The following is a 19,143-nucleotide window of genomic DNA, read 5'->3' as shown; positions in this document are numbered from 1 at the left end:
GTGGCCACGGCCGCGGAAAACCCCGCCCGTGGCCACCGCAGGGGCTTACCGTTGAACGAGGCGACCCAGGAGGGAAACAGGAGATGACGAGCACTCAGGCCGGGGTGACCCGATGAGCGATGCCAACCCGATGGAACAGGCAGCCGGACAGGCCGTCCAGACAGCCGCCGTCGCACTGCAAGTTCTGATCCTTACCGCGCGGGCACTCAGCGAGGCATCCCGGCGCGAGGTACCCCCCACAGCCCAACCGGCCCCGACAGCACAGCAGACGCCCGCTCAGCGGCCCGCCAACCCGGACCACGAGCGGTACGCGCACATGGTGCGGGGCATCGTGCAGCCGCCGGCTGTGGCCGAGGCCATGGTGAACGCCCCCCAGTGGCCCCAGCTCGCCGGGGAACTGAAGAAGCTGGAAAGCGCAGGCGTCAATGTCGGACAGTTCCTCACCGACGCAGCCCCCGTCATCGCGCGCATGGACACCGACCTGAAAGCGGGAGCCCCCGCCCCAGGGGTCACCGCGTCACCCGCCGCGAACCTCCGTGACCCGTGGGCCCCTCCTCCCGGCCAGGAACGCGCCCAGCGCGAAGGGCCTGGCATGGTCAAGAAGGTCGTGGAATGGGTCAAGCAAGCCGTAGCGAAGATCGTCGCCAAGGTCACCGGCAAGGACAAGCCCACCGCTCTCGGGGAACGGAGCCGGGAACTCGCCCGGCTCGGCATCAGCGCCCAGGAAAACTCACGGCTGGTTGTCGTCGCCCGCGAGGCCCTGGCCGACGAGGGCGCGTTGAACCAGATGGTCACCTCCCGCGAGTGGCCCGGCATCGCCAGCCAGATCAAGGCACTCCAGGAAGCCGGACACAACCCCCGCGAGGCCCTGGCCAGCATCCCGACCCGCTTGCAGCAGGCCGCCGCCGCCGGCATCAGCCTCAGCCCGGCCGAGGCTGCCCGCGGACTCCTCGCGGACCAGGCCAAAACCCCCACCCCCGCCCGCACCACAGCGCCGACACCAGCACCAACCGCCCCCACTCCCCCGGCTCCCAGCTCCACGACACCGAAGGCCACCACCAGCGCACCGGACACCGCAGCCGCCCAGGCGCCCGGCAGGGCCGCCGCAGCGTCCGCGCAGTCGACCACAGCCACACCGGGAGCCACCCCGGCGCCGGGCCCCCAGGCGGCCCGGACCGCGCCCGCCGCACCGGCCACACCGACCCGCACCCACGGCCGATGACACCCCACCGAACCAGAGAAGGGACGACCGGATGAACCCGCACGCGCGAACCCCGCACAGGGGAAGCGGCGACCAGCCCGCCCGTAAGCCCGTGGAGCCCGCAGGCGCCACGGGCGGGGACGGGACCGATGACGCCGAGGCCCGCCGCCACGTTGCCGCGCTCGCCCGCAGCAGCTCGGCGGCACAGTCCCGTTCGGACGCGGCTCGGGCCGACGCCGACACGGCCCGGGGCACGGCCGCCGAGGCGGACGGACGCGGAGACGTGGCCCAGGCCGGGGCCGAATGGAGCCAAGCGGCAGGGCTGGACGGACTCGCCGCCCACGAGGCGGACACGTCCGCCATCGACGCCCGCGCCGCAGCCGCAGCCGCGCAGTCCACCACCGTCCCGAAGGGTCAGCGTGCCCCGGGACGCGCCGGCCGCAAGACGTCCGCACCGAGCGGCCAAGGCCCAGGCCGGGCACCTACGCCGCCGCCGAGCGCCGCGCGCCGCAACATCGCCTGAACCTGCGGGCAGAACAGCGAGAAGGGCCGGAGGAAACTCCGGCCCTTCTCGCTTGTACACGCCAACTCTCAGGCGTTCACCTCTGCACGATTCGGCTCGGCCGGCTCGGCGACCGGCCGAGGCGGCAGAGGTGTGACCGGCGGCACCGGCAGCATGGTGTGCTGCGGGCGGTCCGGGTTGGTCATGCAGCCAGCGAACGGGCCATCGGCCGCGCGGAGCTGGGCAAGCATCGGGTCCAGGTGGTCACGGTGCCAGACCGAGGGGCCGGTGAGCCCACACGTTTCCGGGTTGGTGAGTTCCTGCCAGGCCAGCCATGCAGCGTGGAGCCGTGCGACGGCCGGCGGGTGCTGCCACCAGCTCGCGCACCAGGGCGCGGACGAGGAGATCTCACCGAAGTAGGACGGCACCAGCAGGTTTTGCACCCAGGTCGCCAGCGCGGCCAGCTCTCCGGCGTACTGGTCACCCGACAGCCACAGAATGAACGGCGGCGTCTTGGGCTTCTCTTTCTCCTTGCCCTTCCCGTCGCTGTCGCCGTCGTCCTGGCCGCCGCCGGAGGCGACAGCGGAAGCGAGCTGCTTCACCTTTTCGGTGTTGTGCTCCAACTGTGTGGCGAAGCCGTGGACAACGGCTTTCAAGTCCTCGAAATCCTCGGCCAGGACCTCGATGGTGGGCGGCGCGTCGTCGCTCATGCCGCGATCACCTTCCGCGAGGCACGGGCCGCAATCTCGGCGATCTCCACATCGGACGCGGCGGACAGGTCTGCGGCGTCCGGCTCCAGGTACCAGGGCCGCAGGCGGATCATGCCGACCCGGACACCGGTCGCCAGCAGCAGGGCCCGCCCCTTGGGCAGAGCGCGGATCTCCGCGGCCTCCATGACCCGCTCGCGGCGCCGGGAGGTGGAGACGCTGCGACCGGTCGAGCCGTGCGAGACGGACGTTTCACTGACCTTGTGCTCACCGACGAGCCGGGAGACCTTCTCTGCGAACTCCGCATCGTCCAGGCCGGAGCCCAGGGCCTTGATGGTGGCCGCCGACCACAAGGCATCCATGCCCGCTTCACCCCAGACGCGGACGCCCTGACGGTAGGACTGGAGGATGGTCACCGGGATGACGCCGCGCGAGCCGAGATGCGAGTACAGGTCGGGCAGATCCTCGATCCGGCACACGTTCGCCGCCTCATCGAGCACCGCGACCAACGGGGCGTCGAGCCGGCCGCCGGCTCGCTCGGCGGCCACCATCGCGGCTCGAAGGACCGCATCCGCCGCCGCGGCGATGACACCGGCCGCCGACCCGCCGCCGTCCTTGGACAGCAGATAGAGGGTGTCGCGGGAGCGTACGAAGTCGGCGGGGCGGAACTCGCGCGCTTTCGGGTCCGGGGTGACCCAGGCGAGCGTTTCGGGGTCGAGGAGGCAGGCGACGCACTGACGGGCCGTCTCATAGATGCCGTCGCGGGTGTCGACCGCGCCCGCCACGGTGGACGCGAGCTGTTGCGCCAACGCCTCTTTCCCCGCCGCCTTGAGCGCGTTCACCGGCCCGCGGTCGCTCGGTGTGGACAGCCAGGCCAGCACATCCGACACGGAGCCATCCGAGACGGCCGCCGCGTGGAACAGCGCGGTCAGCAGGTTCTTTGCCGCCCCCATCCAGAAGTCCCCGCGCGACTTTTCGTCGGTGGTGGCCGCGATGAAGTGGGAGGCGAGCCGTCCGGCGCCCTCGATGGTGCGGGCCGAGTCCAGCATGTTCCACCACATCGCCCGTTCGGAGTGGGTGATGGACTGCGGGTCGAGCAGCCACACCGCGCCCACGTCCAGGCGCCGGGCCCGGGTGACCGCGAACACGTCCGGCTTGTTGCTGGTCAGCATGACGGCCCCCGGGGCCCGCAGCAGCGCCGGAACAGCGAGGCTCGTGGACTTGCCCGACCGGGGAGCCATGATCGCCAACAGCACGTCTTCCCAGCTCGCCCGCAGCTCCGGGCCGCGTGAGGCGTCGAGGTTGCCCAGCAACACCCCCGTGTCGTCCGGCTTCACGGTCTCCACACCCTTGAGGGAGGGCCGCAGAGCCCGGGCCCGGGCAGTCATCGCCTTGGGCGCAAGCGGGGCCAGTTCCCGCATGCCCGCCAGGCCCGCACGGTGGGAGAAGAACCGCCGCCATACGAGGAAGGCGCCCACGGCGAGGCCCGCGGCGACGAGGACCAGGAGCACGGCCATGCCGACACCGGCCGCCGTCGCGTGCCCCGGCCACAGCCGGCCCGGGCCACCCGAGACGAGGGCGAACGCCGACTTGATCGAGTAAGCGGGCGGGGCCCAGCCGCCGCCGGACAGCGCGACGCCGAGCGTGCCGCCGACATAGGCGCCGGTGTAGAGCACGGTGGAGCCGACGATGACGCCGAGGACCGCGAGCGGTGCGCCCGCCCCGGCCCCCGCGCCATGGCTGGAGTCGTTCATGCAGCATCCCCCTTCTGGAGTTTCTTGGACGGGTCGGTTTCGTACAGGCGCCGTTCAGCGTCGGTGAGCTGGAGCTTTACCGGGGTGCCCGGGCGGGTGCCGAGCCGCAGCAGGTACTTTCCGCGGCCCGGGTGAACCTGGCGGGTGCCGTCGAGGCCCGTGCCGGACGAGGACGACCAGGAGGCAATGAGGGCGATCTCAGCGTCCGTGAGCGGACGTTGCGCCGAGACCCGTTCCAGCTCGCCGACGCTCAGCGCGCCGAGGATCATCGAGTCACAGCGGTCGATCATGCCCATTGCTTTGGCACGGTCCTGCGCAGTGGGCAGGCTTTCGGGGTCACGCAGCGAATGCGTGATGAACAGTGTCACCTCATTGCGGGCGCGGTTGAGGCGGGTCATGGAGTCGAAGGCGTCCACGATGCCGGGGCCCGCGCGCAGGGCCCGCCACATCTCATCCAAGGGCAGCACGAGCGGGGAGTTCATGAGGCCGACCGCGCGGGCGGAGTCGATCGAGCTGTAGGCGTACGCCCAGGTGGCCAGCAGGCCGGCGCTCACCACGTGGTCACCGGCCGTCAGGAGGCTGGACAGGTCCACGGACAGGGCCGGGGCCGACAGGTCGAGGGCGGTGGTGGTCGGTCCGTCGAAGAGGCCGGACAGCGGGCCGACGCACAGGTTTTCCAGCGCGTGCGTCACCCCCCGGACCAGGGCCCTGTAGTCGTCCTCCGTCTTCACCATGAGCTGTTCCCGGAGCTCTTGCGGGCCGTCCCGCAGCACCTTGACCACGTCGGGGATGATCGGGTCTCCCTCCCCCACGTGCGCGGCCGTCACGATGCGGATCGCGTGCTCGATGACGTTGCGTTCGGTGGGGTTGGGCCGCCGGTCCATTTCGGTGGTCAGCAGCGCGTGCAGCAGCTCGCTGCGGCGTCCGTTGATTTCCGCGAGGAGGGCGTCACGCCGGCCGGGCGCGAGGGTGGGGAGGATCTTGCGCATGGGCCCGGAGTCCAGGGGGTTGATCCGGTCCAGGCCACGGCCGATGCGGACGACCTGGCCGCCGAGCTCGGCGACGAGATCGGCGTACTCGCCCTTCACGTCGCCGGGTACGACGAGCTTGTAGCCGTACGCGTTGTAGACGAGGCAGATGCGTTTGGCGATGGCGGATTTGCCGACGCCCGGTTGGGCCATGATCCACACGCCGGGGTTGGTGACCAGGGAACCGATCCACCCGGACGGGTCGAAGCACACCAATTCGTGTGTGAGTTGGTCGTATCCGATGGGGACGCCCTCGGGCGGCAGGCCGCCGCCGAGGACGAACGGGTACAGGCCGGCGGTCTGCACCGTCGAGGAGAGGTAGACCGATCCGGTGTCGAGGACGGCAGCCCGGCCACGGCCGGCGCCCTTCCAGCCCCAGCGCGATGCGATCACCGCGGGGTTGAGCCGCCAGGTAGGCTCTGGCGCGGTCGTCCCGGCGGTTACGCCCCGCCGGGACGACGCGCCGCCGTTGCGGGCGGTCTTGTTGCGCTTCACGTCGTGCCCTTCCTACAGAAGTGGGTGGATGCCGACCGGCAGGCCGACGACCATCGCGGCGGACTGGCCGCCGAAAGCGGGACGGAGCCGCAGGCCGCCGGACGCGCGGGCCGCCTTGTCGATCTCGCGGCGCGCGGCGGGCAGGTCCGCCGGATCACTCACCGTGGTGGTGACGTAGATGGACCACTGGACCATTCCGGCACCCGTGGCCTCTTCGGCCGCGGTCCGCTCGGCGTGCTCGCGGTCCACGCGCTCACGGCGGGTCGCCGTGCGCTTGGTGCGCTGCCGGTACTCGGCCCGCGCTTCGTTGGCGTTGACCTCCCGCTCGACTACAGCCTGTGCCTCGTCCGTGGGCAGTACCCGGTAGGCGAGCGTGACCCGGCGGGTGAACGCGCCAGGCGCCAGCAGCTTCAACAGCACGTCGTAGGTGACGAGCTTGCGCGGTGCTTCTCGCAGCACGTAGGACACCGAGTGGTAGCCGTCGTGTCGGTAGGTCTCCCAATCGTCCTCAGAGGCGACGGGGCCCACCTCGTGCCACACCAATTCCTCGATCTGCTCGGCGGGGGCGTCCATGTCGGCCGGGACGAAGGCCCCGCGTACCAGCCGCTTGAGGTCAATGTCCGTGGCGCGTCGCAGCACATCCACACCGGCCCCGGACAGGTCCACCGCGTCCAGGGCGCCGAGGGTGACTGCCGCCGCTTCCGCCGGGCCCTTGGGCCGCTCCGGAGATGTCGCAGGGTCGATTACCAGCGACATCCACGCGGCGAGCTGCGCGGAGGCCCGCGGCGCGCGGTCGACGAGTTCGCCGATCGCCTGCCGCGCGAGGTTTGGCGCGGAGGGGTCGAGCCGGCCCCGGACGTGATCGGACAGGGCGGCACCCGAGGACGGAGTGATCTGGAGCGTGACCGCCCCGCCCTGCACGCCGTCCTCATCCGCGAGCCGGGCCAGGGCGTCACCCCACGCGGTGACCTGTGCCCGCACCGTCGTACCGGAGGCGAGGAGGGACCCGGCAGGGTTCAGCAGCAGCGCGGCCGTCATGGTGCCGGTGCGCTGGTTCCAGACCAGGCCGACCGGGCCCCGCCCGTCCGGAGATTCGGCGCGGACGAGCTTGGTCGGCGCCGCCATCCCCGGCAGGTCGAGCCCTTCCGGCGACGGCAGGAACACCGACCGGTAAGAGGTCTCGCCCCGCATGTGCCCCCAGGACCAGCGGGCACGGCCGACGACGTACGACATGAGCGGCATGCCATGCCGCTGCCACACGGTCAGCATGATGACGACCAGGGCGAGCGGGACCGTCACGGCCAGCGTGGAGAGCGAGCCGCCCAGAACCAGGAGGAGGATCGGAGCCAACATCGCGCCCACGGCGATGACCGTCTGAGGGGTGTTCAGGGACCAGATGCCCATGGACCGGCTACGGCGCCAACCGCCGTACAGGGGTTGTGACTCGGTTGTCGTCATGTTCCGTTACTCCGTTCCACCGACCGCGCCGCCAGCCTTGTTGACGGCCTGTTTGCCTGCCTCTGCCGCAACGAGCGCGATGCCCACCGGGCCACCGGCCGCCGCCGTCGCGGTCGAGGCCGCAGCCGTCGAGCCGCCCGCCGCCGCTGCCTGCCCGGCACCGGCCGCCGCCGAGGCACCCTCTGCCGCTGCCGCAGACTCGCCGGCCGCCGCCGTGCTGCCGCCCTGCTGAGGGATGCTGGCGGATGCCTGCTGAATGGCGTTCGACCCCTCCGAGGAGTCGTCACCGCCGCCGCCAGCCGAGGGCCTGTTTCGTTCCATGTCGGCCGCGTGGGATGCCGCCGTGGAGCCGCCGCCACCGGTGCCGCCGTCACCACCGGCGCCGCCCATCTGCGAGGCCATCGCGCCGCCCACCATGCTCAGCGCACCACCGAGGCCGCCACCGGCCGCTACGGCGTTGCCCATCGACAGCCCTAGCGGGGCGAACAAGGCAAGCAGAGACTTGAGGGCGATGACCGACAGAACCAGGGTCACGACACCCCGGACGAAGTCGATGATGCCGTTTCCATAGGCCATTTCCGTGAAGCCCACGGAGATGATCAGGGCAGCCATGGGCTTATACATGATGATCACCATAATTGCGGTGAAGAGCCGCGGTAGCCACTGGCGGGAGCTGTCGCCACCGACCTGACCCGCACCGGCGATTGGCAACAGTAGCGCTTGAATCGGAATGGCTGCCTGACGAAGGAACAGCATCACGACCTGAATGCCGCCGACGATAAGCGAGATAAGGGCGACGACGAGGAGACCCATAGGGTTTCCGATGGCGGGCAGCATGATGGCCGCCATGTGGGCGGGAACGTCGGTGCCGCCGCCGAATCCCACGTACAGGATGGCTTTGGTGAGCTGATCGGAGGCGATCAGCAGGGCGTCGATGATGCCAACACCGGCCGCACTGACCACGATATTGATCAAGAGACCTTGGATGATCTGCGCGAGCGGAGCCCCCTTGCGCTGAATGATCATCTTGATGCCCTGGAACATCACAAGAATGGTGGCGATACCCGCGCCAATGCCGACCATGAGGGCATGGAGGCTGAGTGATTTCATGGGGTCGTTCGGTTGGTTCGGATCGCCCAGGACACCGGAGTCTTTGACCTGTACCGAGTCGGTCATCAGCCACCAGCCGAACGTGACACGCATAAACTCGCCCGAAAATTCAGCCAGGGACTTCGCAGCGTCCCCGATCACGGTGTTCGCCAGCGCCTTTGTCGCCGCACTCGCACCGTCCTTGGCGAGCTCCGCCCCCTTCTCGACACCCTTAACCGCCTGCTTCACGCATTCAATAGCCCCATCGCCGGTCTTAGGTGCGTTGGGGAAGAGATAGGCGCCGCACTTGATTGTGCCGATCCAGTCCCAGGCGGGCAGAGCCTGCGGGGCCGCAGCCGGAACCGCGGCCTTGGGCTGCGACGGCACGGCCGCGGCCGGTGCCGCCGCGAGGCCGAGCAGGAGGAACAGCGCGCCGACCATTGCAACGACACGGGTCGGGAACGAACGCATCACAGCCGGTCGCCTTCCTGAATCGCCATCCACCCGTCCTCGTTGAACTTGGACGTGCCGATGTCCACCGGATCGGGTAGCGGCATGGGGTCGGTGGGATCAGCCTTCCAGTCACCCGACTCCCACACGGCGCGACCAGGGACCACCACAAGGGTCGTCTTGGGCTCGGCACCTTCCTTGGGGACGGACGTGACACGCATAAGGACCATGGCGTTGACCATGTTGGAACCCTTCACGGTCCACTTCACGCCGATGGGCCACGCGTTCAGGGCGGCACCCGGCGGAATGGGGCCGGTTGCGGGTACGCCGGCGAACTCCCGATTGCCCCTCGCTCCGTCCTCAGCCGAGGCCGCCATAGCGTCGCGGTACTGCGCGGTCGCGTAGGCGAGGACGCCAGCCTTGACCTTGGCAGGGTCGAAGGACCACGCGTTACGGGAGGAGGCCACGGCCATGGCCGCCGCGCCCTCCGGCGTGTGGGGGAACTTCACCGGAAGCCCCTCGACCTTGTCGGCCCCGTCCGGCAGTGCCACGTACTTGGCGGGAGCCACATAGTCCCCCTCATCCGGCGGCAGGGTCGGCACCGGTGTGGATGCGGCGGTGCTGTTCTCGGGAACAGCGGCAGCCGGCTTGTTGCTGCCCGAGTCGTCGCCGCGCACGGCGATGACGACCAGGGCGGAGACGAGCACCAGGACGATGGCGACCAGGATGATGACCGCCCGGCGCATCCGCCGCTGTGCGGCTTGCTGGAGATCGAGTGTCACGGTCGTCCCCTCAGGTCACGATCGCGGGGACGACGCCGGCCGCGAGGGTGACGACGGACAGGCCGCCGAGGACCCAGAGCAGGCCAGAGGCGCCCTCAGCGGAGAGGTGGGACCGGTTGCGGCGGCCGACCATCATCATGACGCCGCAGGCGATCAGGCCCAGGATTCCGGCGCCGATGGCGACGTACTTCGCCCAGCCCACCCATTCCGGGAGGATGGTTTCCATGCCGGGCGGGGAGGCCGGCGGCGCGTCCCAGTTCGTGCCCGGCTTGGGGTCTCCCGGGGCCATGGGGGCGAGGGCCACCACTTCCGACACAGCGTGCATGAGGCTCATGGGTTTTCTTCTCCTTAGTTGTTGAGGCCGAGTTGCCGCCGCAGGTTGCGTGCGGCCTTTTGAACGTCCCGGTAGGCGAGGCCCGCCGCCGGTGTGTCGATCTCCCGCAGACGCACCAGGTAGGGGACCTGGGTGATACCGAGGACGCGAGGGCGGACCGAGCGGATGCGGTACGCCGACGCGCGAGGCATGCGAAGGGGAGCGTCCCCGACGACGACGAGGTACGGCCGGGGCACCTGCGGGTTCCAAGCGCCGAGGAGCTGGACGGCACTGGCCATGCCGAAAGCAGTCGACCGGGCGACCACGACCGGGATGTAATGCGGTGGCAGATGCGAACCAAGGGCGAGTTCCGTTGTGCCTGTGTCGCCGTCAGGGTCAAGCCATCGAGTGACCGTCGAGGCACCGGCGCCGCCGTGCGCCGCGAGGATGCCGAAGTGTCGGGACGAGTTGGGGGCCTCAACCCCCAACGCTGCGTGTTGACTCATGATTTCACCCCCGTACTTTACTGATCTCGCCGTCACGCTACCATGACTCACTGTTAACAACCACTGCCATAAAATGAGGCACTGATGAGTCCAAGTAGCGGCATCCCGCAGTTTCGCGCCGACCTGTTGCGCGCGAAGCGAGAGGCCCGCGGCTGGAGCTGCGAACAGCTCGCGGTGGTCGCAGGGATCACGCCCGCGACCGCGCGCAAAGCAGAGGGGGGAACCTGCCGCCCCTCCCCCCGAGTGGTGAAGGCGATTGCCGCCGCCTTGGACAGCTCAGTTGACGAACTCGCACCAGTCGAGGGGCCGTTGTCGCTCAGGGAGCTACGAGCCCGGCGGGGGGTCACGCAGAGGGAAGTAGCGGCCAGGGTCGGAGTCAGTACGGGGATGGTGAGCAAGGTGGAGAACGGCAAGCACGGGGTGAAGCACCCCGAGAAGTGGGCCGCGGCCTACGGGGTGAGCCGGAGGCGATGGGCGGAGGCATGGGAGACGGGGCGGGAGAGCCAGCGCCAGCGGATCAGGACCCGGAGCAGGCCGGATGACGGGGGGACGCGGTGAAGGCGGTCAAGACCGCCGCGGCGGCAGCGGTCGGGTTTCCCGTCGCGGTGCTCGCGCTCGTGCTCGGCGGAGCCGGGGCCGACGCTTCCAACCCAGCCGCCGGAAAAGTCGTCAGCGGGCTGAATCTCGCGGTGATGCCGGCCGCCGGCCGCCAGTACGCCCCGTGGTACATCAAGGCGTCCGAAAGCGTGGCCGGCGAGTGCCCGCAGCTCGCGCCCGCGCTCCTGGCCGCCCAGGGCTACCAGGAGAGCGGATTCAACCCGGGCATAGAAGGGCCCCCCACCCAGTACGGCACGGCCAAGGGCATTGCCCAGTTCATCGACTCGACATGGGCGACGTGGGGCAAGGACGCGGACGGAGACGGCACGGCGCTCGGGGCCAAGGACCCCGAGGACGCGATCATGGCCCAGGCCCGGTACATGTGCAGCATGGTCAAGAAGGCCGGCCGCTCCGGCTACGGGGGCGACCCGGTACACCTCGCGCTCGCCGGATACAACGCCGGCTGGGGATGGGTCGCCTACTACAAGGGGGTTCCGCCCGAGCGCTTCGCCAAGGGACAGACGTACCACTACGTCCGCATCATCACGTCGACGGCCGCGAAGTGGGGCACGGCTCTCGGGGGGCCGCTCTCCACCGAGGGCTGGACCAAGCCGGTTGCCGGCCCGCTCGGCACCGCCTACCACGAGACCGGGGCGAACTGGGCAAGCGGCTACCACACAGGAGTTGACTTCACCGTGCCCGTCGGCACGACCGTTCGGGCCGCCGGGCCGGGGACCGTCGTCAAGGCAGGCGTAGGGGTCAGCTACGGCAACGAAATCGTCATCCGGCACGACGACGGCGTATACAGCCAGTACGCCCACCTTTCCTCAATCTCCGTTTCCGAGGGGCAGAAGGTCAAGGGCGGTCAGACGGTGGGACTGTCGGGAGCCACCGGCAACGTGACCGGGCCGCATCTGCACTTCGAGATCCGCACGGGACCCGGGTACGGCTCAGACATCAGCCCCGTCCCCTACCTGCGCAAACGCGGCGTAACCATGTAGCCGTCAGGCAGTCAGGGCCCGCTTTCGCTTGTACACGCGAAGAGCTCACACGCGGGAGAGCCCGCCACCGAGGTGGTGGCGGGCTCTCCCGTACGCCGAGCAGGAGCGGCTACGCGGCTAGGTCCGGTCGGCGGTCGACGTACACGATGCGGTCCCCGTCGTTCAGCGCGGCGGCGACGGCCACCAGGTCGTCAACCTCCGGCGCCGGAGCTGCGGCCGGCACGGCGGCCGGGGCCGGAGGTACCGCCGCGATCCGGGGCCGGGACTCCCCCGCGGGCGGGGACGGCAGCAGGGGCCATCCGGCGTACCCGGCACCACGAGTCACCCCGGCAGCGTCGCGCATTACAGTCATGACAGATCCTTCCAACCAGGATCGAGGCCCCCACGGCGACGAGACGCACAAGCCGCCGAGGAGGGCCGAACGGTGAAGGGGTCGGGTGCCAGCCCGGCCCCTTCTCTTGTGTGCGCAGCTCAAACCGGCTGCACTTGTGCACTTATGCATGCACAAGTGCACCGTAGCGCACTTGGCCTTGCAAGGCACTGTGGGCTGTGAGTTATGCCGTCATAATGTCGTGCATGTCTAAGACTCTCACCGAATGGGCGCAGGGGAACGGCGCCAGACCGCCGATCGTCGCCTGTGCTGCGTGGAAGGGCGGCGACGGGAAGTCCACGAAGGCCCGGGAGCTCGCCTACCTGCTCAACGCCGTGTTGGTCGATTTCGACTGGGACGCCGGCTGTAGCTCGCGGTCGATGGGCTACCGGCACGAGAACTACGTTCGTGCTCCCCTCCGGGACGCCTTCACCAAGGGCCGGACGCCCACGCCTGTCAGCGGGCGCCGCAAGGCCGATTTCATCCCGTCGTACCCCGATCTCGTCAACGAGCAGCCGTCGCGGGACGAGGTGACCGACCACCTTGAGCGATGGGCGCGCGAGCTGGGCCGCCCTCTCGTGGTGGACACGCACCCGGGTGGCTGTGAGCTGACCTACGGTGCCGTGAACGCAGCGGACACCGTGGTGGTCCCGGCGGTGATGGTCAAGGAATCGCTCAACGCCCTTGAGGGCATGGTGGATGAGCTCACGGATTACCCGTTGCTCATCACGCCGAACAAGGTCGACTCGCCCCCGGCGTGGGCACGCCGGCGACTCGCCGAGATCGTCACGCGGCACCAGATCCCCATGGGGCCGCTCGTCTATGACGAGCCGTGGATTCGGAAGCGGACGATCAACATCGCCATTTCCTCGGAGCCGGTAGCCAAGCGGGCCGCCCGTTTCGTGGCGTCCATGGACAAGCTCGCAGAGGCGGTCAGGAACTATGAGTAACCCGCTAGAAGAGCTCGAAGAGGCAGCGAACGCCCGCAAGCGGACCGGACGTCAGCCGGGCGGTTCGCGCAACCCCCGGCGCAAGGCGACCGGCGGGGGTGACGCCAAGGCCAAGGCCGCCGCGGAGCTCGCGGCCCGCGAGAAGGAGGCCGAGCGGCGCCGCGCGGAGCGTGAGGCAGAGGAGAAGGCCGCGGCCGACAGCGGCTCCGCGGCCGACGAGCCGGACGGGTCTGAGGGGCCGCCGGAGCCGCCGGACTCGGAACCCCTGTCGAAGCGCCCGAAGTCCCTGCCGTTCTACCCCAACCCGGAAGACGAAGACTTCCTGTGGCTGGTCCAGGAGGCCGCCATTGCCCGCAGGGAGAAGATCCCGGCCACCGCCGTGCTCCGCTTCGCCCTCCGCCGGCTGTCGGACCAGATGACCCCGAGCGAGATTGTGCGGGCCCTGAGCGGCCCTGTGCAGACGGGGGGCAAGATGGGGCGCCCGCGGAGGTAAGCGGCGGCACCTTTGTGCGGTCATGCGGCAGGTCTGTGCAACAGGGTTGGTGCGCGCGAGTGGATGCGCGCCAACCCTGTTGCACTTATGAATGCATAAGTGCAAAACTGTGCAAGCGTTCAAGCGGGCGTGTGCACCTCTGGTCCACCCCGTGTGCGCCGTTTGTGCGGCTAGCATGACGGCCCGTGTGCACCGTGTTCAGCGCGTCAAAGTGCATGGGCAACTGAGTGCGCAATAGCGTGCAGTTATGCGCGCAAAACTGTAAAAGGCCCCGGGTTCGAGCCTGGCAGCAGACCCCGGAGCCGCGATCGAGGGAGAACCCCGATGCACCACCAGCCTACGGCCCGCCCCGGCGGGCGCGGTACCGCAGCCCACGGCGGTGAGGCGCGATGACGCTTCCTGGCATGAGGATTCCCGACGACTGGCAGCAGGTGCCCGACTCGGCCCTGTGGGCCGCCGCCCTGGCCACTACGGCCCTGTCTCTCGCCGTGATGTACCAACGTCTACGGCGAGCCCGCACCCTGGCGCTGCCGGGACCGGGCGGGCCGACGGGCAAGGCCCAGCCGGTTGCCGCAGCCGGCCCGCTCGCCGCGCTCGGCGCCTGCGGCATGGCCCTCAGCCTGTACGGGCTGTACGGGTTCGCCAGGGACAACATGGGGTTGGACTGGTACTGGACCATCCCCCTCATGGCCATCTTTGACCTGGCCGAGGTCACCTGTTTCGTGTCGCTGTACCGCTCGGCCGCCGTCGAGTCGACGTGGACCCGGCCCATGCGGCGCACGCGCCGCATGGCGTGGACGCTGGTAGCCGCCAGCGCGGCCATGAACGCAGCTCACGCCCCGGGCGACCGGCTCACGGCCATGGTCGTCTTCGCCCTCGTTCCGGTCACCTCCGCGAAGCTCATTGAGTTCGAGCTGGACAAGCGGATGTCGGCGAACGGGGCCGACGACGACCGCGGCGACGCGGGGCCGGGACTGGCACGGCTGGTGCAAGTCGCCTACACCCGGGCATGGGCCGGTGTGTTCGCCTGGCTCGGTTGGGACGCCACGACCAAGGACGGGCTTATCCACCGCGAGGCGCGTATCCGGAAGGCCGCCAAGCAGCTTCACCTACTCCGCCGTGCGCTGGAGACCAAGGACAAGGCCACCAGCCGCCGGGAGAAGAAGACGGCCGCCAAGCGGGTTGAGGAGCTACAGGGCAAGGCCGAGCGGGCGATTGACACGGCGGGCATCGCCGGTGACACCCCCGCTCAGCTCACGCTCGCCAGGGCCCTGGCCACCCGTGGTCGCGTGGTCGATCTCGCCCGCATGGACGTGCGCGACCCCATGAGCATCGTCAAGACCCTCGAAGAGCTCGCCATCGTGCCCAGCGCCGAGGCCATCGCCGCCGGTGCAGCCGCAGCCGAGGCCCAGCAGCAGCAGCGCGAGGCGGAGAAGGCCCGGGACGAGGCCCGCGCCGAGATGGTGGCAGCCCAGGCCAAGGCGGACCAGGTGAAGGCCGAGGCCGACGCCTGGCACGCGGAGGCCGAGGCCATGCTGACCAAGGCTCAGCAGACCGTCACCGAAGCCGAGAAGCGCGCCACGGCCGCCGTCGACCGCGCCAAGAAGGCCGATCAGCTCGCCGACGATGCCGAGGAGAAGCGCCATCAGCTCGCCGCCCAGGTCGAGGAGCTGCGCCAGGAGGCGGCCGGCATCCGCAGCACCGCCAGCACGGATCAGGAGACCCACCGGCGTCTTGCCCAGCAGCTCGCCGAGCTGCGCGAGGCGATCGAGAAGGCAGAGAGCGAGGCCCGCGAACGCCGTCGTGAAGCCGACGCGATCCGTACGGAGGCTCAGCAGGCCCAGAGCCGGTACCGGTCCGCCCGAGCGGAGATCGAGCAGGCTCAGGGCACTCTGTCCCAGCTTCAGGAGCAGGCCCGCACCCTCCAGGAGGAGACGCAGAAGCTCGCCGAGGAGAAGCGCCGGCAGGCTGCCGCCGTCGAGCAGTTGGAGGCCCAGACGCGGGCGGCGCGGGACGCCGCGCGCCAGGCCCAGGACGAGGCCGCGCGTATCCGCGCGGCAGCCAGGGAGGCCGAAGAGACCCGCCGGGCCGCCACGGTCGCACTCCAGCAGGCCCGGGACGAACTGATGGACGCGCTCACCGACCCGGCACCGTACGAGCCGCCGCGGTGGACCAGCCCCGCCAAGATGCGCGGATGGGAGCTCTACATGCACAAGGTTGCCACCGATGGCGTAGAGCCCACGGACGCGGAGCTTGCCGGCGAGGAGCGCGACCCCAGCACCGCACGGAAGTGGCTCCCGGAGTTCCGCGCGGAGCTCGCACGGCGCACGGCCGCTGCACTGCCCGCACAGGGCGTTGCACACGACCGCACAGCCGACCGGGCACCCGCGGGGGTCTGACGGCCGCGACTGCACACAGGCGCACACGACTGAGGGGCCACCCGGCAGGGTGGCCCCTCAGTCGTGTGCAGGAGAGGTCAGAGGGCCCCGGAGTTCAGCGCGTCCACCAGAGCGGACCACGCCGGGCCCGGCACCGTCAGAGCCGGGCGGGCACGGTCTTTCGTGTCCCGTACGCCGACCCACGAGCCGCCCCCGAAGTCGGCGAATTCCACGCACTCGTTGTCGGCTCCGCTGTAGGTGCTAGTCCGCCAGGCGGCGTCGGCGCGTTGTGCGGCAGTGGGCGGGGTGGTCATCGCGTGTACTCCTGTCGTGCGGATTCCAGCAGGTCTCTGCTGGTCTCAGGGTCGGCAGCCGCCGAGCGTAGATAGTCAAACATGATCTTGTATTCGCTCACGTCCCCCGGGGCGTCGAGGTAGAGCCCGCGGCGGTGCAGTTCGAGGTAGACCACGGCCATGGACGCCATGGGGTCGGCACCATCATCGCGCCCCAGCAGTACGAAGTGGCCGCCAGAGTTGGCCACGTGTCCACGGCCACGAGGCAACACCTGTAGGTCGATGTTCGGCTGCGATGAGATCTCGATCAGATGGCTGATCTGCTCGGCCATCACTGTGGCGCCGCCGATTCCGTCCGTGAGCACGGACTGTTTCATTACCACCCAGAGATGCAGCCCGGAGTCAGTCAGGATTCCCTGACGGTTCATCCGAGCCTTCACCTTCGCCTCGATCGAGGAGGCATCGGCTCGCGGATCGGCCACCTGGTGCAGGGCGAAGGCGTACCCCTCCGTCTGGAGCAGGCCTGGTACCAACTGATTTGCCCAGACGTGCTCATAGGCCGCGTACGCCTCAAACGACACCAACGGATTGAGGATGTCCGGCAGAGCCGGGTGTTCTAGCCACCAGCCGTCCTCATGGCTCATGGCCAGGCGTACAAGGCCGTCCCGCTCGCTCTCCGTGGCCCCGCACGCATCGGCGATGGCCCGCACGGTCGGCACCCGAAGCCGGGCCCGATCCTGCCACCCCTCGTACCGGTTGACCGTGCCGATACTCACCCCAGCGCGGCCGGCCACCTCCGCCTGTGTGAGCTTTGCCCGCTCGCGCAGAGCCGACAGGACTCGGCCGATCTGCATGCGACCTGCCGGGCCAACCGTCCCTGCCACGTCGCCCCCTCTGGTTGTGGTCATCGCCGCAGCGTTGTGCGGCTGAGCCGAAGCGTACGCGCGACGCGGCATCCGTAAGTCCCCTCCCACCGGTCCCCCCTTTCGGGGAAGTTCAGCCGTACGGGTATCGCTCATTGAACTTCAATGGCAGTGTATGTGATGAGCACGGAGCGTTGATTTGCCGCAGCCGCGAGTGATCAAGAGCCTGCTCTCATCGATCGGCGCAGACCAGGGATGGACCTGATGCTGAAAGCCACGGGCGCATTACGTACGACCGGCGATGTCCGTAGTCACGCTCTGGATCCTCTAGAGATCACCCCTGAGCAGCATGCCCGGCTGCGCGGGCAGGCGTGCGCCCGATGCGGACACCGGCATGGTCTGCGGCCCGGCGGATACGCGTACACCATCAGCGAGGGTGCCGGGCGTCTCGGGTGGGCCGTCAAGGTCTGCGAGTCCTGCGAGCGAGCGGGGGCGAGGGCATGAGGCCGACTCCCGCAGCACGTTGGTTCATCGAGGCCGGGGCCGAGGTCGGGCCGCTGTATCGCGCATGGAACCGCGGTGCCGCCGCTGATGTGCCGATTGGCCACCTGTGGGACGTTGTGCGCGTCACGACCCGGCTCGGTGCGGACGTGCTCGCCCGAGTCCGCGGCATCGGGGCCGAGTTGGGCCCTGTACTGGAGACGCCCGTACGGTCGGCCGTCGAATTCGTCGTCACCCCGGGCACCGCAGCGACGTGGCCCGACATGATCGGAACGTGGGCCGACGCCAGAGGAATGCTGCACTGCCCACCGCCGCACGTGACCGTGGCCAGCGGTCTGCGCTCGACCGGCGCACGGCGGTGGATCATTCCCCCGCTGTACGCGCCGGCCACCACGGACGCCGACGCCCTGTGCGAGGCCGTGGCCGCCGCCCTGATGCACCGCGCAACCGCCGCGCTCGCCCTGGCCGGACGGGGGGACCGGCGATGATCCGATGCGAGATCACGGCCCACCGGCTCGACCTGTCGGCGTACTGGCCCCTGTACGCGCAGCAGGCCCAGTCGCCGCGCGAGGCCCTGCGGTGGCTGCGATGGCAGGCCGCCAAGCTCGCGGACCGGCTCGACCCCGACCCGCACGCCCCCTGGGTGCCAGCCGGAGCCCTGCGGCCGGTGGACCAGTCCGTACCGGACGCCCCCGCCGAGCTGCGGGCATGGTGCGAGAACCTGTCCAGCCGCCTTGAAGCGCTTCACCTGCTGAGGGAAGGCCATCAGGTCATCGTGGCCGTCCACGACGACACCGCGTACTACACGTTCACCGCCGTACCCGACCCGTTCCCCCCGCTGAGGACGGCCGGAATCACCCGCGAGGCAGTGTCATGACCCGCCAGTACACACAACGCGGCCTCACCGTTCCCTACATCGCCGCATGGAGCGGTGAGAGCCTGCTCATCCCGCCGATCGAGCGCCGCACAGGGAAGGCTGGCCCGTTCCTCGCGTACGTGGACGAATCCCCCTATGACCGGGACGAATACGGGGCCCTGTGGGTCCGGCAGGCCCTTGCCCGGGGCCGGGGCCGGGCGAAGTTCGCCACGGCGCACGCGCTCCGCCAGCGGCAGGCCGCCGCGCGTCTGTTGTGCCAGGTCTGCGGGACGGACACCCTGAGGACCTCCCCGGACCGGCAGCTCTTCGTACTGAAGGACACCGGGCGGCCCGTCACCGAAGGGGAGTGGACGACGGCACCGCCGGTGTGCCTGCCCTGCGCCCAGGTGTCCGTACGGGACTGCCCGCACCTTCGCCCCGGGCACGTCGCCGCGTGGGTCACGGCCTTGGGGAACATCGGTACAGCCGTTGGCGCTGAGATTGATCATGGGGTCTAGCTGCGGATCTCCGTGTTCGGGTGGGGCTGGGCTTGGAG

21 protein-coding genes are annotated in these 19,143 nt (G+C 69.9%); 10 read left to right on the top strand and 11 right to left on the bottom strand.

What is annotated here, in order from left to right:
* The first annotated feature begins 112 nt into the window (after window positions 1–112).
* Window positions 113–1,222, top strand: coding sequence for a hypothetical protein (locus AC069T_RS35960; protein WP_478786743.1), 1,110 nt, complete (start codon window positions 113–115; stop codon window positions 1,220–1,222).
* A gap of 31 nt (window positions 1,223–1,253) precedes the next feature.
* Window positions 1,254–1,724 carry a hypothetical protein gene (locus AC069T_RS35955; RefSeq protein WP_478786742.1) on the top strand — a complete coding sequence of 157 codons (471 nt, stop codon included), beginning with the start codon at window positions 1,254–1,256 and terminating at the stop codon, window positions 1,722–1,724.
* Between the two features lie 68 nt (window positions 1,725–1,792).
* Here AC069T_RS35955 and AC069T_RS35950 read toward each other — a convergent pair whose 3' ends face one another.
* Genes AC069T_RS35950 through AC069T_RS35915 form a run of 8 tightly spaced genes read right to left on the bottom strand, consistent with a single transcriptional unit; the run spans window position 1,793 to window position 10,078 of the window.
* Window positions 1,793–2,413, bottom strand: coding sequence for a DUF4913 domain-containing protein (locus AC069T_RS35950; RefSeq protein ID WP_478786741.1), 621 nt, complete (start codon window positions 2,411–2,413; stop codon window positions 1,793–1,795).
* Entirely contained in the window at window positions 2,410–4,164 is a 1,755-nt protein-coding gene (locus AC069T_RS35945; protein ID WP_478786740.1) for a type IV secretory system conjugative DNA transfer family protein, read from the bottom strand. Before AC069T_RS35945 ends, AC069T_RS35950 begins: the two co-directional genes overlap by 4 nt.
* Entirely contained in the window at window positions 4,161–5,687 is a 1,527-nt protein-coding gene (locus AC069T_RS35940) for an ATP-binding protein (RefSeq protein WP_478786739.1), read from the bottom strand. Before AC069T_RS35940 ends, AC069T_RS35945 begins: the two co-directional genes overlap by 4 nt.
* A gap of 12 nt (window positions 5,688–5,699) precedes the next feature.
* Window positions 5,700–7,145: an SCO6880 family protein gene (locus AC069T_RS35935; RefSeq protein ID WP_478786738.1), complete on the bottom strand. Its 1,446-nt coding sequence runs from the start codon at window positions 7,143–7,145 to the stop codon at window positions 5,700–5,702.
* Window positions 7,146–7,151: 6 nt separating this feature from the next.
* Window positions 7,152–8,705, bottom strand: a complete 1,554-nt coding sequence (locus tag AC069T_RS35930; RefSeq protein WP_478786754.1) for a TrbL/VirB6 family protein — start codon at window positions 8,703–8,705, stop codon at window positions 7,152–7,154.
* On the bottom strand, window positions 8,705–9,466 hold the full coding sequence (locus AC069T_RS35925) for a hypothetical protein (RefSeq protein ID WP_478786737.1): 762 nt from the start codon (window positions 9,464–9,466) through the stop codon (window positions 8,705–8,707). The genes AC069T_RS35930 and AC069T_RS35925 overlap by 1 nt, the downstream gene beginning before the upstream one ends.
* A 10-nt stretch (window positions 9,467–9,476) precedes the next feature.
* The gene (locus AC069T_RS35920) at window positions 9,477–9,800 is read right to left on the bottom strand and encodes a hypothetical protein (protein ID WP_478786736.1); all 324 of its coding nucleotides are present in this window, start codon (window positions 9,798–9,800) and stop codon (window positions 9,477–9,479) included.
* A gap of 14 nt (window positions 9,801–9,814) precedes the next feature.
* Window positions 9,815–10,078, bottom strand: a complete 264-nt coding sequence (locus AC069T_RS35915; RefSeq protein ID WP_478786735.1) for a hypothetical protein — start codon at window positions 10,076–10,078, stop codon at window positions 9,815–9,817.
* A gap of 291 nt (window positions 10,079–10,369) precedes the next feature.
* Here AC069T_RS35915 and AC069T_RS35910 point away from each other — a divergent pair, with 291 nt between their 5' ends.
* Both AC069T_RS35910 and AC069T_RS35905 read left to right on the top strand, forming a co-directional pair.
* Window positions 10,370–10,843, top strand: coding sequence for a helix-turn-helix transcriptional regulator (locus AC069T_RS35910; RefSeq protein ID WP_478786734.1), 474 nt, complete (start codon window positions 10,370–10,372; stop codon window positions 10,841–10,843).
* Window positions 10,840–11,883: a peptidoglycan DD-metalloendopeptidase family protein gene (locus AC069T_RS35905; protein ID WP_478786733.1), complete on the top strand. Its 1,044-nt coding sequence runs from the start codon at window positions 10,840–10,842 to the stop codon at window positions 11,881–11,883. The genes AC069T_RS35910 and AC069T_RS35905 overlap by 4 nt, the downstream gene beginning before the upstream one ends.
* Before the next feature lie 109 nt (window positions 11,884–11,992).
* On the opposite strand, the gene AC069T_RS35900 is transcribed toward AC069T_RS35905, so the two are convergent.
* Window positions 11,993–12,235 (bottom strand): hypothetical protein, encoded by a 243-nt coding sequence (locus AC069T_RS35900; protein ID WP_478786732.1) that lies wholly within the window; start codon window positions 12,233–12,235, stop codon window positions 11,993–11,995.
* A gap of 224 nt (window positions 12,236–12,459) precedes the next feature.
* Here AC069T_RS35900 and AC069T_RS35895 point away from each other — a divergent pair, with 224 nt between their 5' ends.
* The 3 genes from AC069T_RS35895 (at window position 12,460) to AC069T_RS35885 (ending at window position 16,095) form a co-directional block, all read left to right on the top strand.
* Window positions 12,460–13,203, top strand: coding sequence for a ParA family protein (locus tag AC069T_RS35895; protein WP_478786731.1), 744 nt, complete (start codon window positions 12,460–12,462; stop codon window positions 13,201–13,203).
* Window positions 13,196–13,696: a hypothetical protein gene (locus tag AC069T_RS35890; protein ID WP_478786730.1), complete on the top strand. Its 501-nt coding sequence runs from the start codon at window positions 13,196–13,198 to the stop codon at window positions 13,694–13,696. Before AC069T_RS35895 ends, AC069T_RS35890 begins: the two co-directional genes overlap by 8 nt.
* 404 nt (window positions 13,697–14,100) lie before the next feature.
* Window positions 14,101–16,095, top strand: a complete 1,995-nt coding sequence (locus AC069T_RS35885) for a hypothetical protein (RefSeq protein ID WP_478786729.1) — start codon at window positions 14,101–14,103, stop codon at window positions 16,093–16,095.
* Window positions 16,096–16,172: 77 nt separating this feature from the next.
* Here the strand turns inward: AC069T_RS35885 and AC069T_RS35880 are convergent, their stop codons facing one another.
* Window positions 16,173–16,388, bottom strand: coding sequence for a DUF397 domain-containing protein (locus AC069T_RS35880; RefSeq protein ID WP_478786728.1), 216 nt, complete (start codon window positions 16,386–16,388; stop codon window positions 16,173–16,175).
* Complete coding sequence (locus tag AC069T_RS35875; RefSeq protein ID WP_478786727.1) at window positions 16,385–17,275, bottom strand: helix-turn-helix domain-containing protein; 891 nt, start codon at window positions 17,273–17,275, stop codon at window positions 16,385–16,387. The genes AC069T_RS35880 and AC069T_RS35875 overlap by 4 nt, the downstream gene beginning before the upstream one ends.
* A 455-nt stretch (window positions 17,276–17,730) precedes the next feature.
* On the opposite strand from AC069T_RS35875, the gene AC069T_RS35870 reads away from it, so the two are divergent.
* From AC069T_RS35870 to AC069T_RS35860, 3 genes are read left to right on the top strand one after another with little or no spacing between them, the layout of a single operon-like run.
* Window positions 17,731–18,219, top strand: a complete 489-nt coding sequence (locus AC069T_RS35870; protein WP_478786726.1) for a hypothetical protein — start codon at window positions 17,731–17,733, stop codon at window positions 18,217–18,219.
* Window positions 18,216–18,608 (top strand): hypothetical protein, encoded by a 393-nt coding sequence (locus AC069T_RS35865; RefSeq protein WP_478786725.1) that lies wholly within the window; start codon window positions 18,216–18,218, stop codon window positions 18,606–18,608. The genes AC069T_RS35870 and AC069T_RS35865 overlap by 4 nt, the downstream gene beginning before the upstream one ends.
* On the top strand, window positions 18,605–19,105 hold the full coding sequence (locus AC069T_RS35860; protein ID WP_478786724.1) for a hypothetical protein: 501 nt from the start codon (window positions 18,605–18,607) through the stop codon (window positions 19,103–19,105). The genes AC069T_RS35865 and AC069T_RS35860 overlap by 4 nt, the downstream gene beginning before the upstream one ends.
* Window positions 19,106–19,143 lie beyond the last annotated feature (38 nt).

The sequence above is a fragment of the Streptomyces sp. NPDC043867 genome (assembly GCF_056435845.1).
The sequence above is the reverse complement of the archived record's forward strand: the minus strand, read 5'-3'. Positions and strand labels throughout refer to the sequence as shown.

Excerpts from the sequence above, each read along its gene's own strand:
- AC069T_RS35960 (WP_478786743.1), top strand. The coding sequence starts at position 113 with ATGAGCGATGCCAACCCGATGGAACAGGCAGCCGGACAGGCCGTCCAG.
- AC069T_RS35895 (WP_478786731.1), top strand. The coding sequence starts at position 12,460 with ATGTCTAAGACTCTCACCGAATGGGCGCAGGGGAACGGCGCCAGACCG.
- AC069T_RS35930 (WP_478786754.1), bottom strand. The coding sequence starts at position 8,705 with ATGCGTTCGTTCCCGACCCGTGTCGTTGCAATGGTCGGCGCGCTGTTC.
- AC069T_RS35900 (WP_478786732.1), bottom strand. The coding sequence starts at position 12,235 with ATGACTGTAATGCGCGACGCTGCCGGGGTGACTCGTGGTGCCGGGTAC.
- AC069T_RS35885 (WP_478786729.1), top strand. The coding sequence starts at position 14,101 with ATGAGGATTCCCGACGACTGGCAGCAGGTGCCCGACTCGGCCCTGTGG.
- AC069T_RS35950 (WP_478786741.1), bottom strand. The coding sequence starts at position 2,413 with ATGAGCGACGACGCGCCGCCCACCATCGAGGTCCTGGCCGAGGATTTC.
- AC069T_RS35875 (WP_478786727.1), bottom strand. The coding sequence starts at position 17,275 with ATGACCACAACCAGAGGGGGCGACGTGGCAGGGACGGTTGGCCCGGCA.
- AC069T_RS35870 (WP_478786726.1), top strand. The coding sequence starts at position 17,731 with ATGAGGCCGACTCCCGCAGCACGTTGGTTCATCGAGGCCGGGGCCGAG.
- AC069T_RS35910 (WP_478786734.1), top strand. The coding sequence starts at position 10,370 with ATGAGTCCAAGTAGCGGCATCCCGCAGTTTCGCGCCGACCTGTTGCGC.
- AC069T_RS35945 (WP_478786740.1), bottom strand. The coding sequence starts at position 4,164 with ATGAACGACTCCAGCCATGGCGCGGGGGCCGGGGCGGGCGCACCGCTC.
- AC069T_RS35955 (WP_478786742.1), top strand. The coding sequence starts at position 1,254 with ATGAACCCGCACGCGCGAACCCCGCACAGGGGAAGCGGCGACCAGCCC.
- AC069T_RS35920 (WP_478786736.1), bottom strand. The coding sequence starts at position 9,800 with ATGAGCCTCATGCACGCTGTGTCGGAAGTGGTGGCCCTCGCCCCCATG.
- AC069T_RS35890 (WP_478786730.1), top strand. The coding sequence starts at position 13,196 with ATGAGTAACCCGCTAGAAGAGCTCGAAGAGGCAGCGAACGCCCGCAAG.
- AC069T_RS35935 (WP_478786738.1), bottom strand. The coding sequence starts at position 7,145 with ATGACGACAACCGAGTCACAACCCCTGTACGGCGGTTGGCGCCGTAGC.
- AC069T_RS35915 (WP_478786735.1), bottom strand. The coding sequence starts at position 10,078 with ATGGCCAGTGCCGTCCAGCTCCTCGGCGCTTGGAACCCGCAGGTGCCC.
- AC069T_RS35880 (WP_478786728.1), bottom strand. The coding sequence starts at position 16,388 with ATGACCACCCCGCCCACTGCCGCACAACGCGCCGACGCCGCCTGGCGG.
- AC069T_RS35865 (WP_478786725.1), top strand. The coding sequence starts at position 18,216 with ATGATCCGATGCGAGATCACGGCCCACCGGCTCGACCTGTCGGCGTAC.
- AC069T_RS35860 (WP_478786724.1), top strand. The coding sequence starts at position 18,605 with ATGACCCGCCAGTACACACAACGCGGCCTCACCGTTCCCTACATCGCC.